The organism is Brooklawnia sp. (assembly GCF_049651565.1).
Classification (GTDB): Bacteria; Actinomycetota; Actinomycetes; order Propionibacteriales; family Propionibacteriaceae; genus Brooklawnia.
Map to the genome: position 1 here is coordinate 1 of NZ_JBASCI010000210.1, position 14,478 is coordinate 14,478.

The following is a 14,478-nucleotide window of genomic DNA, read 5'->3' on the forward strand; positions in this document are numbered from 1 at the left end:
TCCGAAGCGTTGCGTTGCTTGAAACGACGCCTCGCCCGCATCGTCTACAACACCCTGAAAACCGACCACGAAGCGACCCTCGGGACTTGCATCTCGGTGGCCGCTTGACATAGGAGAAACTCATGAGCCGCCACGACCAGCGCCACCGGTTCCGCAGCCGACCTGCGGTGATCGCCCTGATCGGCTGGTGGTCGGCGGTGGTACTGGCGGTGCTCGGCTGGTTCCTGCTGGACGCCTCGCTGCGGGCCGGCGACCACCTGCGGATGCAGCAGGCCGGCATCTGGCTGATCGGTTTCGCCGCGCTGGGTTCGGTGGTCGGCTGGGGTGCCAGCGTCGGTTCGATCATCCGCGACACCGGACGGGTGCGGGCGGGCGCGATCTGCCTGATGCTGCTGCCGGTGCTCGGGTTGGCCTTTGGCTGGATCGCCGTCTCGTCGACGGTGCTCAGCCCGACCGACCCGGTCACGGCGCTCTGGCTGGTGCTGAGCCTGCTGCTGCTCGGGGTGGCCACCCTGCTGATCTCGCTGCCCGAACACCTGGGTACGCACTGAGCATGCGGTGGACGGGTCAACCGGGCCGGAACTGGCGGGCGGGTGTGTCAGTATCGGCACATGCGCGATGCCGACGACGACAACGCAACAGCCACCGGCGACCAGTTCCCGACCGTCGAGGTCGGCGGGACGATCCGGTTGGGTCAGTTCCTCAAGTTCGCAGGCCTGGCCGAGTCCGGCGCCCAAGCCCGGGAGCTGATCACCGCCGGTGACGTGGAGGTCGACGGCCGGATCGAGACCCAGCGAGGACGCCAACTGCACGGCGGCGAACTGGTGACGGTGACCACCGAGTACTTCGAGCAGACGGTGAGAGTGGGTTGAGATGAGCTTCTGGGACGCCGTGACCCGGGGCCTGGGCGGTCTGGTCATCGGACTGCTCACCCTGCTGCTCATCGCCTGGCTGGTCGCCCGCACCAGCCGCCGGGTGCTGGGCATCCAGGTCTCTGCGTCCCGGGCCCTGCTGGTGAGCCTGATCGTGTCGGCAATCATCGGTTCGCTGCCCACGCTGGCGCCGTTCTCGTTCGAGACCGAGAACATGACAGCCGCCGACGCGGCCACCGTCACCATCATCGGGATCGCCTCGTTGCTGGCGGTGTTCGTGATGGCGCTGCTGGTGGTGATGGTGCTGGAGGTGATCATCCCGACCGGGTCGATGCCGACGTTGCGCGCCATGCTCACCGGATGGGGTGCCCGACTGCGCCGCACCGGCCGCTACCTGCGGATCATGGGCATCCTCGGCAAGTACGGGTTGACCGCACCACTGCGGGGCGTGATCAACCCGGAGCAGACCACCGCGGTCTCGCTGCGCCGGGCGATGGAGGAGATCGGCGTCACGTTCGTCAAGCTCGGCCAGATGCTGTCGACCCGCAGCGACCTGCTGCCCGCCGGGTTCATCAACGAACTTTCCAAGCTGACCATCGACGCCGAACCACAGGACTACCGGGTCGTCCGCACGGTGCTGCAGGACGAACTGGGTGGCCGGCTGGAGCGGCTGCAGATCGACCCGGCACCGCTGGCGGCCGCGTCGGTGGCCCAGGTGCACGCCGCCGTGCTGGACGCCGACCGGTCGGTGGTGGTGAAGGTGCAGCGCGCCGGGGCGGCCGAGCAGGTGAAGACCGACCTGCAGATCCTGGAGCGGCTGGGTCGCACCATGGCACGTAACGCTCCGTGGGCCCGCCAGATCGGGGTGGTCGAGATCGTCGACGGCTTCGCCCAGTCGGTGCGGGACGAGCTCAACTACTCAACCGAGATCGACAACATGTCTGCCCTGCGACCCGGACTGGCCGCCGGCGGGGTGCGCGTCCCGCAGGTGTACGACGAACTGAGCACCGACCGAGTGATCGTCATGGAGCGCTTCGACGGCGTCCCACTGGCGCGCGCGGCTGAGGTGGTGCAGGAGTTGCCCAACCAGGTGCGCCGCGAGAGCGCTGACACGCTGCTGCGGGCGGTGCTGGGCCAGATCCTCGACCAGGGCGTCTTCCACGCCGACCTGCACTCCGGCAACGTGGTGATCTGGCCCGACGGTGAGGTGGGGCTGCTCGACTTCGGTTCGGTGGGGCGGCTGGACGCGTCCGCCCGCCGGAACCTTGCGCTGCTGCTGTGGGCGGTGGACGCCGACGACCCCGGGCTGGCCACCGATGCCGTGCTGGAGTTGCTCGACCACGACGACAACCTCGACGAGCGTGGCCTGGAGCGGGCGATGGGGGTGCTGATCACCCGGGTGCGAGGACGCGCGACCGGCGGCAGCCTGGCGTTCTTCCAGGCGGTGCTGAAGGTGGTGCTGCAGCAGGGCATGGCGGTGCCAAGTAACATCACGTTGGCGCTGCGGTCGCTGGGGTCGCTGGAGGGGACGCTGAAGATCCTGAATCCCAGGCTCGACCTGATCGCCGCCGCACGGAACCTGTCCCGAGACGTGGTGGGCGACATCTCCAGCGAAGGGGTTCGCAAGCAGTTGTCGAACCAGGCGGTGCGGGCGCTGCCGCTGCTCACCCAGTTGCCGCGGCGGTTGAACCGGATCACCGAGGACCTGCAGAACGGCCGGTTCACCAGCCACATCCGGATCGTCTCGCATCCCGACGACCGGGACTTCCTGACCGGGCTGGCCAACCAGATCGTGGTCGCGATGCTGTCCGGCTTCGCGGTGGTCGGCGCCATCCTGCTGCTGTCATCCAGCGGTGGGCCGGTGCTGTACGCGTTCCGCGTCTACGACATCCTCGGCTTCCTGCTCGGCTTCGCCGGGTTGGTGCTGGCCCTGCGGTCGGTAGCGATGGTCTTCGGACGCCGCACCTGACCGTCGTGGCGCTCAGCGGTAGTTGACGAACTGGACCGCGAAGTCGAAGTCGGCGTCCTTGACCAGCCGCTGGACGGCCTGCAGGTCGTCCCGTTTCCTGGAACTGACCCGCAGTTCGTCGCCCTGGATCTGTGCCCGGACACCCTTGGGACCCTCGTCGCGGATCAGCTTGCTGATCTTCTTGGCGTTCTCCTGCGAGATGCCGTTCTGCATCGACGCGGTCATGTGCCACAGCTTGCCGGACAGCTTCGGCTCGCTGGCGTGCACCGACTTCAGGTCGACGCCGCGGCGCACCAGCTTGCTCTGGAACACGTCCCAGACCGCCTTGACCCGTTCCTCTCCGCTGGCCTGCATGGCGATCTCGTCACCCGACCACCTGATGGCCGCGTCGGTGCCCTTGAAGTCGAACCGCTGCCCGACCTCGCGGGCGGCCTGGTTGAGCGCGTTGTCGACCTCCTGCCGGTCGACCTTGCTGACGATGACGAATGAGTTCTCTGCTGCCATGGATCAATCCTGCCAGCCCTCGGGCGGGCCCGACTTTTCCGGCTGGCGGCCCGTCTGCTATCGTCATTCCTCGCTGGTAGACAGCACGGCAGCTTGCCCGAGTGGCCAAAGGGAGCGGTCTGTAAAACCGTCGGCATCGCCTACGATGGTTCGAATCCATCAGCTGCCACCGCCACACCCGGTCGATCCCGAACGGCCGGGTGTTCTGCTCTCCGGGAGTTTCAGTCGGCCTGGTCGGTGCCGAGCACGTCGACCACCATCCGCCTGCCCGGCCAGACCAGTTCCAGTTCGATCCACTCGTCCCGCAGCACCACTTTCCCGGGGCGGACGTCGCCGTCCGCGGTATGCCGGGCCAGGACGCCGAACATTCCCTGACCGTGGCTGCGGGCCACCACCACGGTGCCGTCGGCGAAACCCAGCCGGGCACGGCCCCGCAACCGCCGACGGCCGTACCCAGCGCAACGGCACACTGCGGGCCGACATCCGCTGCAGTCGCTGGGCCAGCCGGACCAGAGCCGGCAGGCCGGCGTCATGGGCGACCTCGGCGAAGATGGCGTCCAGCTCGGCCTCGTCAGCCGGGTTGATCAGTGGCCGGGGACGCCGCATGACCCGCCGCACCAGCAGCACGCCCGCGACGAGCGAGAGCAGTAGCGCCACGACCAACAGCCAGCCCAGGCCACTCATGACGCCGACCGATGCCGGAAACCTGCTAGTCGGTGTACCGGGGGGTAGTCGCCATCTTCTTGGCGATCTCGGCGGCCAGCGCCACGTTCTGGCGGTAGATCTCGGTGTTCACCTTCCAGGCTATGCCGCCGGTGGCCTCCTCCAGGCTGGCCAGCAGGATCTGGGTGTCATCCTCGCCGGCATCACCGTGCCGGGACGCGATCTGCGCCGCCTCAGCCAGCCGCTCGTCGTAGTGCGGCACCTCACGTTCCCGCCGGACCGGATTCGAGATGACCAGCGACTGGGTCAGACCCAGTTCATCGCGGGCGCCGGCAATGTCGGCGATCTGGCCCGGGTCGTCCACCCGATGGTCGACGTGAAACCCCGAGCTGGCGACGTAGAAGCCGGCGAACTCGCTGCTGCGGTAGCCCAGCACCGGCACGCTCATCGTCTCCAGCCGCTCCAGCGTGGCTGCCAGATCGAGCATCGGCCGCACCCCTGCGGTGACCACCACCAACGGGTGCAACGCCAACGAGGTGAGGTCGCTGGACTCCTGCAGCGCGACGCCGACCGTGTGGGCCCGGTGCACGCCGCCCAGCCCGGTGGTGGCGCAGACCTGGATCTCGGCCCGGTGCGCCAGGTGCAGGGCGGACGCCAACGGCACACCGCCGGTGCATCCCATGGTCTGGCAGTACGGCAGGTCACGCATCGACACCCGGACCGCGGAGGTGTCCTCGGCCAGCCGGGTGAGTTCGGCCTCGGTCAGGCCGATGACTGCGTCGCCGTCGATGAAGCCGATGGTCGCGGGTACCACGCCGGCGGAGTGGAGTTGCTGCTCAACGCCGAGTGCGGTCTCCAGGTTCAGCGGTCGGGGTAGTGCGTGGGTGATGATGCCGGTTTCGAGAGCGACGACCGGGTAGCCGTGGTCCAGGGCGTCCCGCACCAACGGGCTGAAGCGAAGTGCCACTTTTCCTCCTTCGGCATGACCAGGGTCTGGGCCGCCGAGCACGCCCATCTGCAGGCCGTTCGTCCGATTCTTGCGCACCGAACGCGACGCCAACTGTTCGTCCCGCCGATTTGAGCTGAAGTCTGGTCATCCGATACATTGGTTCGTCGGCTGGCCCCGATAGCTCAGATGGTAGAGCGCGTCCTTGGTAAGGACGAGGTCTGCGGTTCAATTCCGCATCGGGGCTCCGTTGCACCGGGTGGCTGCTCACCGCGCAGCCTGGCGTCCCGGGCCCAACGAAATGGCGGGATAGCTCAGGCGGTAGAGCAAGCGGCTCATAATCGCTGTGTCGCGGGTTCGAGTCCCGCTCCCGCTACGACACGGACATCCGGCACGAGACGGAAGAGAGGCCAGCATGGCGAAGAAGGCACAGGACATCCGTCCCAAGATCACTCTGGCGTGCACGGAGTGCAAGGAACGCAACTACATCACCAAGAAGAACCGACGGAACAGCCCCGACCGGCTGGAGTTGATGAAGTACTGCAAGCGCGAGAACAAGCACACCCTGCACCGCGAGACCCGCTGAGGTTTCGCCGAACAGCCAACTGGCGGCCGTCTGCATTCGCGGGCGGCCGTCTTTTCGCCACTGGGCTAGCGTAGAGGCGTGCCAATCACCGCTGACCATGTGGGACGCTCCTATCCGGCAACCAAACCCTACCGGGTGAGTCGAGCCAAGATCGCCGAGTTCGCCACCGCGCTCGGTGACCAGAATCCCGCCTACTTCGACGCGGACGGGCCGATCGCCCCACCCACCTTCGCCGCGGTAATCGCGGCTCAGGCCTGGGGTGCGTTGTTCGGCGATCCCGAGCTCGGACTTGCGCTGCAGCGAACCATGCACGCCGACCAGCGCTTCGACATCGTCCGGCCGCTGCGCGAGGGAGACGACGTGGTGGCGACCCTGACCATCGAGCGGGTGCGCAACCGCGGCAACACCGACATGGTGACGATCGGGGTGGAGTTGGCCACCGTTGACGGCGAACCGCTCGGCACCGCGACTAGCCAGTTGATCCACACCCGACAGGAGGCTGCGGAATGACCGACCTGAGCGCCGTCGCCGTCGGCGACCAGCTTCCCCGGCTTGACCTGCGCCTGACCCGGACCGACGTGGTTCGCTACGCCGGGGCGTCCACCGACTTCAACCCGATCCACTACAGCGACCGGTTCGCCCAGGCGATCGGCCTGCCCGGGGTAGTCGTCCATGGCATGTGGACGATGGGCGCCGCGCTGCGCATCGTCACCGACTGGGTGTCGGACCCGGCGCAGGTGACCAGCTACTTCGTCCGGTTCGTGGCTCCGGTGCCGGTGCCGGACGACGACGAGGGCACCACCGTCGAGGTGCGCGCCCAGGTGAGCGCCGTGACCGACGACCTGGTGACGATCGCGATCGAGGCCACCCACAACGGTGACAAGGTGCTGGGGGCCGCCAAGGCCGAGGTACGACGAGATGCGTGACCTGCTCGACTTCACCGACTACTTCACCGCGCCTGAGGACGACGACACGATGGAGGTGACGTCCTGCAGCGTTGCGCGGATGACCGGCGAACTGCCGGACCACCTGCGCAGCGACTCGACCGTGCTGTCCGAGCACACCACCTTCCGATTGGGCGGGCCGAGCCGCAAGCTGGTTCGCGCCACCACGGACGCCGAGATCGTCGAGGCGGTGCGGGAGGCCGACGCGGCCGGTGAGCCCCTGCTCGTGCTGGGCGGCGGCTCGAACCTGTTGGTCAGCGACGAGGGCTTCGAGGGCACCGTGGTGCTGATCGACACCCACGGCCTGGACGCCGAGGTGAGCGACTGCGGCGGATCGCAGGCCCGGGTCAAGTCGGGGGAGACGTGGGACGACCTGGTCGCCTACACCATCGAGCAGGAGTGGGCCGGCATCGAGGGGCTCAGCGGCATCCCCGGGTCGGTCGGCGCCACCCCGATCCAGAATGTCGGCGCCTACGGTCAGGATGTCTCGCACACCTTGGCCCGGGTGCGGACGTGGGACCGGCAGGAGAACGCCTACAAGACCTTCACCGCCGACAGGTGCGAGTTCGGCTACCGCGACTCCGTCTTCAAGCGGTCGCGGCAGGCGCACCAGGCCACTGGGCGTTATGTGGTGCTGGAGACCTGGTTCCAGTTCCGGCTGGCCAGCCTTTCGGAGCCGATCCGCTACGCGCAGTTGGCGGCCAGCCTGGGGGTGGAGCTGGGTACCCGGGTGCCGGCCAAGGACGTGCGGCAGGCGGTGCTGGAACTGCGTGCCAGCAAGGGCATGGTGCTCGACCCGGCCGACCACGACACTTGGTCGGCGGGCAGCTTTTTCACCAACCCGATCGTGTCCCCCGAAGTGGCGGAGCAGTTGCCGGCTGGCGCGCCGCGCTTCGCCCAGCCGGACGGGCGGGTCAAGACCTCGGCCGCCTGGCTGATCGACCACTCCGGGTTCAACAAGGGCTACCCGGGCACCGGCCCGGCCAGGCTGTCCAGCAAGCACGTGCTCGCCCTCACCAACCAGGGCGGGGCGTCAACGGCGGACGTCGCGGCCCTGGCCCGCGAGGTGCGCGCCGGAGTGCACGACCGGTTCGGCATCTGGCTGGTGCCGGAGCCGGTGCTGGTCGGCCTGGAGCTGTGAGAACGCCGCGGCAGATCTCCGGTCACGGGCTGGCGGACCAGGCCTTGACCTGCACCTAACTTCGGGTTAGCGGTGACAATCTGTGTCGGGTTTCCGCTACTTGCCGACGTATGCCGGCTCGCCCGGTTCAGGCCTCTGGGAGGCCCGTTGTCCTAGGCGGCGCCACGTTGCTGGGTGGGGGCGGTGGGTGTGGGTTGTTGGATGTCGAACAGGACGCGGACGCACTCGTGGAGGTTGAATCCGGTGCCGGCGTTGGGTGGGAAGATCCTGGTGGGGTCGGCGGTGGTGGGTTCGGGTGGTCGGGTTCGGTTGTGTTCGGCGAGCATCCGGTCGAGGTTGTCGGGGTGGATCCGGGTGAGCCAGGTGTCGGTGATGGGTCGGCCGTCGGGCAGGGCGAAGTGGTAGCGGTGCCGGTGACCGGGTTGGCGGGTGATCCGGATGCCGCCTTCGTGGATGTGGGTGTGGTGGCGTCGGCACAGCAGGATCATGGTGTCCAGGTCGGTGGTGCCGCCTTGGGACCATGGGGTGAGGTGGTGCGCGTCGAGGTGCCGGGTTTGGTGGCAGCCGGGGTATTGGCAGGTGTTGTGGTCGCGGATGCGCAGGGCTCGGCGTTGGGCGCGGCTGGCCAGCCTGCGGGTTCGGCCGAGTCGGAGCACGTCGCCGTCGGGGGTGAGTAGGGCGCCGAGCAGGGTGGCGGTGCAGGTGAGTCGTTGGGCGGTGGCTGGTTCGATTGGTCCGTGGCCTTCGACGTGGCAGACCAGCTGGTCGGGTGTGGTCGCCTCGGCTGGGGGGTTGGCCAGTTGGTTGGTGTTGACGTGGACGATGACCATGGCGTGGTCGTCGGTGGGTTCGCCGGGCAGGGTGTCGAGGTAACTTGCGGCGACGTCGAGGATGCCCTGCACCCGGTCCGGCGGGCTGACCGGTGGGGTGGGCGTTCCCGCGGGAACGTCTGCGGGGCCCGTGTCGGGGTCGGTGTCAGGTTCCTGATTGCGGCGGGTGGCTGCTTCGATTGCGGCGGTGATCAGGGCGGCTTGTTCGGTAGGTAGCACGATGGTGATCCGGGTCATACCGTCGGGGTGGCTGGTGGTGGTGAGGCGGCGTTTGTGGAGTTGTTGGATGCGGCTGCCGGCGGCGGTGCGGTAGGCAGCGATGGTGCGGGCGAGTTGGGAGGCGGTCATCTCAAGGGCCAGTTCGCACAGGGCGTCCTGGTCGACGGTGTCGGTGATGCGGGTCAGTTCGCGCACCTTGGAGTAGGACAGTCGGCCCTGGGACATCAGTTCGGCCACTCGGGGTAGCCGGCGCAAGGCGCGGGCCACTCGGACGTGCTCGCGGGCGGTGCCGGCGCTCATCGAGCAGGCCCACGCCACGTAGTGGGCGGTGGACTTGATGTCCCGGAAGTGCTTGACAGCGCCGCACGCGTCGAACTCGCCGAGGGTGCTGAGGAAATCGTGGCTGAGTTCGGCCTGCCGGGCCGCCAGTTGCTGCATCCGCCGCCCGAGTGTCTGCGCCTGGTCGGCTGTGATCGTGTCGTTGGTCACCATGACCGCATTCAACCCGCCGGGTCCGACAATTCCTGCCTCCACCACCAGGACCCCGCAGCGATCCCCTGGGACCCTACCGCGGGAACGACCGGGCAGGGGTGTGGACCGACGTGCTCCAGAACAGACGGATGCAGCGGCCGGGATTGCCGCCGGGAACTGGGCCGACCCAACCGTGAGTCGACTCAGCCCTTTGCCTGGGCTACAGCTGGTTCGGTGGCCGAGCAGGGCGGCCACGTCCGCCAGGAACAACGCCCCGGGATAGCCGTCGATCAGCCGGTGGTCGATGGTCAGGCTCAACGTCAGCTGTGAGCGCCAAGCGAATCCGTCCGGAGTCCGCACCGCCACTTCCTTGACCCGTCCAACCCCCATGATCGCCGGCTCTGGCGCGTTCAGGATCGGGGTGAACATGTCCACACCCTGACCGCCCAGGCTGGTGACGCTGAACGTGCCACCTGAGTAGTCGTCGAACCCCAGTTGCCGGGTCATCGCGTGCGCCGCGAGATCGGCCGTCATGCTGGCCAACGCCGCCAGTTCGTATTGATCGGCGTCTCGAATCACCGGCACCACCAGCCCGGCATCCACGGCGACCGCCAAGCCGATGGCTGCTGCAACCCTTCCCAGGGCCCAACAGACGCTGCCGGGCCCATGCCCTGTGGTTCGCTGGGATAACCGATGACCACGAGCCTGGGCGATCTTTCGGTCTTTCGCAGCAGGGCCTTCGCGCGGCAGCGGCAGACCTCACAACGCGACCGGATCCTCCGTCAGTCACCCAGGGACGAGCCGCGGCCTCAGCGAACTGCGGCGATGGCCTTCGCCACGTGCTCCAGGTTGGTGGGGTTGACCGCCGCCACGCAGATGCGACCCGCGTCGGTGCCGTAGACCCCGAACTCCTCGCGCAGCCGCAGCATCTGGTCCTTGCTGAGCCCGGAGTAGCTGAACATGCCGCGCTGCTCGGCGATGAACCCCATGTCGTCGACGCCAAGGGTCTGCAGTTGCTGCACCAGGTCGTCGCGGACCTGCTGGATCCTGACCCGCATGCCTCTCAGCTCCTCCTCCCACGTCGCCCGCAGCTCGGCGTCCGCCAGCACGGTGGCAACCAGTTGCGCGCCATGGGTGGGGGGATTGGAGTAGTTGGTGCGGATCACGATCTTCACCTGCGAACGCACCCGCCGGGCCTGCTCGGCGTCCGCGCAGACAATTGACAGCGCGCCCACCCGCTCGCCGTACAGGCCGAAGCTCTTGCTGAACGAGGTGGCGACGAAGAAGCTGTCGATCCGTTCGGCGAACCGACGCACCACCCAGGCGTCCGGCTCGAGACCCTCGGCGAACCCCTGGTAGGCCATGTCGATGAACGGCACCAGCCCGCGGTCGGCCACCACGTCGATGACCTGCTCCCACTGGGCGCGATCGATGTCGTATCCGGTCGGGTTGTGGCAGCAGGCATGCAGCACCACGATCGTCCCCGGCGCGGCGTCCGCTAGGTCGGCCAGCATTCCGGCGAAGTCGATCCCGCGGCGTTCGGCGTCGTAGTAGCGGTAGTTCTCGACCCGGAAGCCCGCCCGGGTGAACAACGCCAGGTGGTTCTCCCACGACGGCGTGCTGATCAGTACCGACGCGGCGGGGGACAGCCGCTTCAGGAAGTCGGCGCCGACCTTCAGCCCCCCGGTGCCGCCCAGCGCCTGGATGGTGACCACTCGGTCGGCGGCCAGCAAAGTTGAGTTGGCACCGAAGACCAGCGACTTCACCTCGGCGGTGTAGCTGCCCAGCCCGTCGATCGGCAGGTAGCCACGCGGCTTGGGACGCTGCCCCAGGCGCTGCTCGGCGGCCTCCACACACTTCAGCAACGGCAGCCGGCCGGTCTCGTCCTGATACACCCCGACGCCAAGATTCGCCTTGTGGGGACGCGTATCGGCGTTGAACTTCTCGGTCAGGCCGAGGATGGGGTCGGCTGGAGCGAGCTCAACCTGGCTGAACAACGACATGGCAGTTCCCTTTCGTCTCGCCTTAGGCTACCGCCCGATCCGGTTTCGCAATGTCGAGCCCGAACGAGTACACTTCCTTTCTTGGTGGCGGCTGCCACGGTCGAGCCCTGCCTGCAGGCGGCTCGCGCTGGGGGTCGCAACCGAAGGGCAATAGCTCAATTGGCAGAGCACCGGTCTCCAAAACCGGCGGTTGGGGGTTCGAGTCCCTCTTGCCCTGCGAACCGGCCGTGGGTGCTGGCACCAGCCGCGCGCGGCCAGTTGGACGCAAGACACGTTCCAGGCGTCATGTGCTGGGGCGGTGCAACCCAGCAAACGCACATGGCATCTGTGGAGGACGCAAGTGGCTGATAGCAGCAGGCCCCGAAAGCGGCGCGGCGACGCCGCCGACGCGCGTGCCAACTCGTCGGCCGACGCCGAGCGGGACGAGCTGTTGACGCCCGAGGGCGCCGACCTGGCTCGTGAAGACCTCGAGCCGCAAACCCCCATCGAGGTCGCCCCCGACGAAACCGAGGCAGAAGAACTCACCGAGGCGGTCGACGAGGTCGACGACACCCCCGACAAGGGCGACCCGGCGGACGTCGAGATCGCCGACGAGGAGCAACTGGACGACGCCACCCGGGCCGTCCGCCAGGCGAAGTCGTCGCGTCCGCAGCCGGTGAAGCGCAACCTGACCGTGGCCCCGGTGAAGAAGGCCCGGCCAACGCCGAAGCAGTCCGAGGCCCACCAGGCGGCTCACAAGCAGCGCACCACCCCGCCGCTGTTCGTCAAGCAGTCGGTCGGCGAGCTGAAGAAGGTGGTCTGGCCCACCCGCGATGCCCTGTGGCGCTACTTCCTGGTGGTGCTGGCCTTCGTGTTGTTCGTCATGTTCTTCGTCGCAGGCCTCGACGCACTATTCGGTTGGCTGTTGCTCACGGTGCTCGGCTGACCGGCGAAGGAGGAGACATGACCACTGAACCGAACGGTAACCAGACCCCCGAACCGGACGAGATCGACCTGGCCACGGGTTTCACCGATGAGCCGGAACCGGAGACCGATGAGATCGAGATCAACCTCGACTTTGGCGACTTCTCCGAGGCCGCAACCGACGAGGTCGAGCTGAACCTCGACCTCGACCAGTTCGGCGACGAGTCCGAACAGGCCGAGGACGCCGACCAGGAACCCGACCAGGCACTGGAGAAGGCGCTTGAGGAACTGCGCGCCGACCTTCGGGCCAAGCCGGGGGAGTGGTACGTGGTGCACACCTACTCCGGCATGGAGAACCGGGTCAAGCAGAACATCGAGGCCCGCGTGGTGACCCTCAACATGGAGGACTACATCTTCGAGACCCTCGTCCCCACCGAGGAGGCCGTCGAGATCCGGAACGGCCAGAAGAAGAACGTCACCCGCACCTTCATGCCCGGTTACGTGCTGGTCCGGATGGACCTCACCGACGAGTCCTGGGCGGCGGTCCGCCACACCCCGTCGGTGACCGGCTTCGTCGGCCACGCCAACCAGCCGGTGCCGCTCGACCTGTCCGAGGTGGAGCGGATGCTCACCCCGTCGGTGCAGGCCAAGGTGGCGGCGGCCAGCCAGGCCCCCGCCAGGCGGCGCAAGAAGGTCGAGGTCGTCGACTACCAGGTCGGCGACTCGGTCACCGTGGTGGACGGGCCGTTCGCCGGCGTGCACGCCACCCTCACCGAGATCAACCCGCACAGCCAGCGGGTGAAGGCCCTGGTCGAAATCCTCGGTCGCGAGACCCCGGTAGACTTGACCTTCCCGCAGATCCAGAAGGTAGTTTGACCGAGGTTCTGCTGCTGTCGCCAGACGGCCCGCAGCAACCGGGCGTCCGCCGAACACCCACTGCTGCGATCACTCAACAAGGAATGGAAAAGGACCCAACATGCCTCCCAAGAAGAAGGTAGCGGCGGTCGTCAAGATCGCCATCCAGGCGGGTGCCGCGACCCCGGCACCGCCAGTCGGTACCGCGCTCGGCCCCCACGGTGTCAACATCATGGAGTTCGTGAAGGCTTACAACGCCCGCACCGAAGCCCAGCGCGGCACCATCGTCCCGGTAGAGATCACGATCTTCGAGGACCGGACCTTCACGTTCATCACCAAGACCCCACCAGCCGCCGAACTGATCAAGCAGGCCGCCGGGTTGTCGAAGGGGTCGGGGCAGCCGAACAAGGAGAAGGTCGGCAGGATCACCAGGGACCAGGTCCGCGAGATCGCCAACACCAAGCTCCCCGACCTGAACGCCAACGACGTCGAGTCCGCCATGAAGGTGGTCGAGGGCACCGCGCGTTCCATGGGCGTCACCGTCGAGTGAGGCTCCCGCCCCGGAGTGATCCGGTGCGCCACAACAACAATCACCTGGCAGGACGTGCATCCGGACCAGGATCTGGTGGATCAGCCCACGAGGCTGAGCGAAAGGAACCAGCATGAAGCACAGCAAGCGCTACCGCGCTTCGGCCGAGCTGCGGAACGGCACCCAGCTTTACACCCCCGAAGAAGCGATCGCGATCATCAAGCAGTACCCGGCCGGGAAGTTCGACGAGTCGGTCGAGGTTTCCATGCGACTCGGCGTCGACCCCCGCAAGGCCGACCAGATGGTCCGCGGCACGGTCAACCTGCCTCACGGCACTGGCAAGACGGCGAGGGTCCTCGTCTTCGCCCAGGGCCCGAAGGCAACCGAGGCCACCGCGGCCGGCGCCGATGAGGTCGGCTCCGACGAGCTCATCGAGAAGGTGGCCGGAGGCTACCTGGACTTCGACGCGGTGGTCGCCACCCCCGACCTGATGGGCAAGGTCGGAAGCCTGGGCCGAATCCTCGGCCCGCGTGGCCTGATGCCCAACCCGAAGACCGGCACCGTCACCATGGACGTCGCCAAGGCCGTCTCCGACATCAAGGGCGGCAAGATCGACTTCCGGGTCGACCGGCACGCCAACCTGCAGTTCATGGTCGGCAAGGCCAGCTTCAGCGAGCAGGCCTTGCTGGAGAACTACCGCGCCGCCATGGAGGAGGTGGCCCGGCTCAAGCCAAGTACCGCCAAGGGTCGTTACGTGCGCAAGATCACCGTCTCCACCACGATGGGTCCAGGCGTGCGCCTCGACCCGGTCGCGTCCAAGCCGGTGAAGGAAGAGGCCACCGCCTGACCAGTCAGGTTCGCGCCAGCCGACGAGCCCCCGCTGATGTGGCGGGGGCTCGTTGCCGTCCCGGCACGCGGCGGACGCGATGGTGCCGGCGATTTGGTGTGCCGGGCAACCACGACTAACATGTCGGGAGCCGAAGACCGCCGGTAGTTCGCACTTGAAAGTCCGCCAAGGACGCCTGCGCAGGTGAACCAGCCGA

16 protein-coding genes and 4 tRNA genes are annotated in these 14,478 nt (G+C 67.7%); 15 read left to right on the forward strand and 5 right to left on the reverse strand.

Going from position 1 to position 14,478, the window contains the following annotated elements:
• The first annotated feature begins 122 nt into the window (after positions 1–122).
• From WBL05_RS09740 to WBL05_RS09750, 3 genes are read left to right on the forward strand one after another with little or no spacing between them, the layout of a single operon-like run.
• Complete coding sequence (locus tag WBL05_RS09740) at positions 123–551, forward strand: hypothetical protein (protein ID WP_424225538.1); 429 nt, start codon at positions 123–125, stop codon at positions 549–551.
• Positions 552–611: 60 nt separating this feature from the next.
• A complete protein-coding gene (locus WBL05_RS09745; protein ID WP_424225540.1) occupies positions 612–872 on the forward strand; it encodes an RNA-binding S4 domain-containing protein in 261 nt (86 codons plus the stop codon).
• 1 nt (position 873) lies between these two features.
• The gene (locus WBL05_RS09750; RefSeq protein WP_424225542.1) at positions 874–2,841 is read left to right on the forward strand and encodes an ABC1 kinase family protein; all 1,968 of its coding nucleotides are present in this window, start codon (positions 874–876) and stop codon (positions 2,839–2,841) included.
• A gap of 12 nt (positions 2,842–2,853) precedes the next feature.
• Here WBL05_RS09750 and WBL05_RS09755 read toward each other — a convergent pair whose 3' ends face one another.
• On the reverse strand, positions 2,854–3,345 hold the full coding sequence (locus tag WBL05_RS09755) for a YajQ family cyclic di-GMP-binding protein (protein WP_424225544.1): 492 nt from the start codon (positions 3,343–3,345) through the stop codon (positions 2,854–2,856).
• A gap of 87 nt (positions 3,346–3,432) precedes the next feature.
• Here WBL05_RS09755 and WBL05_RS09760 point away from each other — a divergent pair.
• A tRNA-Tyr gene (locus tag WBL05_RS09760) sits at positions 3,433–3,514 on the forward strand.
• 52 nt (positions 3,515–3,566) lie between these two features.
• Here WBL05_RS09760 and WBL05_RS09765 read toward each other — a convergent pair.
• On the reverse strand, positions 3,567–3,782 hold the full coding sequence (locus WBL05_RS09765; RefSeq protein ID WP_424225546.1) for a hypothetical protein: 216 nt from the start codon (positions 3,780–3,782) through the stop codon (positions 3,567–3,569).
• A 272-nt stretch (positions 3,783–4,054) separates the two neighbouring features.
• A complete protein-coding gene (locus WBL05_RS09770; RefSeq protein ID WP_424225548.1) occupies positions 4,055–4,975 on the reverse strand; it encodes a pseudouridine-5'-phosphate glycosidase in 921 nt (306 codons plus the stop codon).
• Between the two features lie 153 nt (positions 4,976–5,128).
• On the opposite strand from WBL05_RS09770, the gene WBL05_RS09775 reads away from it, so the two are divergent.
• From WBL05_RS09775 to WBL05_RS09800, 6 genes are all read left to right on the forward strand, one after another.
• Positions 5,129–5,201 (forward strand) — tRNA-Thr (locus WBL05_RS09775).
• A 56-nt stretch (positions 5,202–5,257) separates the two neighbouring features.
• Positions 5,258–5,330 (forward strand) — tRNA-Met (locus WBL05_RS09780).
• A gap of 39 nt (positions 5,331–5,369) precedes the next feature.
• Positions 5,370–5,540, forward strand: coding sequence for a 50S ribosomal protein L33 (rpmG, locus tag WBL05_RS09785; protein WP_424225549.1), 171 nt, complete (start codon positions 5,370–5,372; stop codon positions 5,538–5,540).
• A 78-nt stretch (positions 5,541–5,618) separates the two neighbouring features.
• Positions 5,619–6,050 (forward strand): FAS1-like dehydratase domain-containing protein, encoded by a 432-nt coding sequence (locus WBL05_RS09790; RefSeq protein WP_424225550.1) that lies wholly within the window; start codon positions 5,619–5,621, stop codon positions 6,048–6,050.
• Positions 6,047–6,466, forward strand: coding sequence for a MaoC/PaaZ C-terminal domain-containing protein (locus tag WBL05_RS09795; protein ID WP_424225552.1), 420 nt, complete (start codon positions 6,047–6,049; stop codon positions 6,464–6,466). Before WBL05_RS09790 ends, WBL05_RS09795 begins: the two co-directional genes overlap by 4 nt.
• Positions 6,459–7,625, forward strand: coding sequence for a UDP-N-acetylmuramate dehydrogenase (locus WBL05_RS09800; RefSeq protein WP_424225554.1), 1,167 nt, complete (start codon positions 6,459–6,461; stop codon positions 7,623–7,625). The genes WBL05_RS09795 and WBL05_RS09800 overlap by 8 nt, the downstream gene beginning before the upstream one ends.
• 152 nt (positions 7,626–7,777) lie before the next feature.
• On the opposite strand, the gene WBL05_RS09805 is transcribed toward WBL05_RS09800, so the two are convergent.
• Together WBL05_RS09805 and WBL05_RS09810 are read right to left on the reverse strand one after the other, a co-directional pair.
• Complete coding sequence (locus tag WBL05_RS09805; protein ID WP_424225555.1) at positions 7,778–9,760, reverse strand: 2-oxo acid dehydrogenase subunit E2; 1,983 nt, start codon at positions 9,758–9,760, stop codon at positions 7,778–7,780.
• A 194-nt stretch (positions 9,761–9,954) separates the two neighbouring features.
• Positions 9,955–11,148: an amino acid aminotransferase gene (locus WBL05_RS09810; protein ID WP_424225556.1), complete on the reverse strand. Its 1,194-nt coding sequence runs from the start codon at positions 11,146–11,148 to the stop codon at positions 9,955–9,957.
• Between the two features lie 144 nt (positions 11,149–11,292).
• Here WBL05_RS09810 and WBL05_RS09815 point away from each other — a divergent pair.
• The 5 genes from WBL05_RS09815 (at position 11,293) to rplA (ending at position 14,282) form a co-directional block, all read left to right on the forward strand.
• Positions 11,293–11,365, forward strand: a tRNA-Trp gene (locus WBL05_RS09815).
• A gap of 123 nt (positions 11,366–11,488) precedes the next feature.
• Entirely contained in the window at positions 11,489–12,073 is a 585-nt protein-coding gene (gene secE / locus WBL05_RS09820) for a preprotein translocase subunit SecE (protein ID WP_424225557.1), read from the forward strand.
• 17 nt (positions 12,074–12,090) lie between these two features.
• Positions 12,091–12,927, forward strand: a complete 837-nt coding sequence (gene nusG, locus WBL05_RS09825; protein ID WP_424225559.1) for a transcription termination/antitermination protein NusG — start codon at positions 12,091–12,093, stop codon at positions 12,925–12,927.
• 100 nt (positions 12,928–13,027) lie between these two features.
• Positions 13,028–13,456: a 50S ribosomal protein L11 gene (gene rplK / locus WBL05_RS09830; protein WP_424225561.1), complete on the forward strand. Its 429-nt coding sequence runs from the start codon at positions 13,028–13,030 to the stop codon at positions 13,454–13,456.
• A gap of 112 nt (positions 13,457–13,568) precedes the next feature.
• Positions 13,569–14,282 carry a 50S ribosomal protein L1 gene (gene rplA / locus WBL05_RS09835; protein WP_424225563.1) on the forward strand — a complete coding sequence of 238 codons (714 nt, stop codon included), beginning with the start codon at positions 13,569–13,571 and terminating at the stop codon, positions 14,280–14,282.
• Positions 14,283–14,478: the final 196 nt, after the last annotated feature.

What these genes read in the sequence shown, in the direction of transcription:
- WBL05_RS09740 (WP_424225538.1), top strand. Translation starts at nt 123, where the DNA reads ATGAGCCGCCACGACCAGCGCCACCGGTTCCGCAGCCGACCTGCGGTG.
- WBL05_RS09745 (WP_424225540.1), top strand. Translation starts at nt 612, where the DNA reads ATGCGCGATGCCGACGACGACAACGCAACAGCCACCGGCGACCAGTTC.
- WBL05_RS09750 (WP_424225542.1), top strand. Translation starts at nt 874, where the DNA reads ATGAGCTTCTGGGACGCCGTGACCCGGGGCCTGGGCGGTCTGGTCATC.
- WBL05_RS09755 (WP_424225544.1), bottom strand. Translation starts at nt 3,345, where the DNA reads ATGGCAGCAGAGAACTCATTCGTCATCGTCAGCAAGGTCGACCGGCAG.
- rpmG (WP_424225549.1), top strand. Translation starts at nt 5,370, where the DNA reads ATGGCGAAGAAGGCACAGGACATCCGTCCCAAGATCACTCTGGCGTGC.
- WBL05_RS09795 (WP_424225552.1), top strand. Translation starts at nt 6,047, where the DNA reads ATGACCGACCTGAGCGCCGTCGCCGTCGGCGACCAGCTTCCCCGGCTT.
- WBL05_RS09800 (WP_424225554.1), top strand. Translation starts at nt 6,459, where the DNA reads ATGCGTGACCTGCTCGACTTCACCGACTACTTCACCGCGCCTGAGGAC.
- WBL05_RS09810 (WP_424225556.1), bottom strand. Translation starts at nt 11,148, where the DNA reads ATGTCGTTGTTCAGCCAGGTTGAGCTCGCTCCAGCCGACCCCATCCTC.
- nusG (WP_424225559.1), top strand. Translation starts at nt 12,091, where the DNA reads ATGACCACTGAACCGAACGGTAACCAGACCCCCGAACCGGACGAGATC.
- rplK (WP_424225561.1), top strand. Translation starts at nt 13,028, where the DNA reads ATGCCTCCCAAGAAGAAGGTAGCGGCGGTCGTCAAGATCGCCATCCAG.
- rplA (WP_424225563.1), top strand. Translation starts at nt 13,569, where the DNA reads ATGAAGCACAGCAAGCGCTACCGCGCTTCGGCCGAGCTGCGGAACGGC.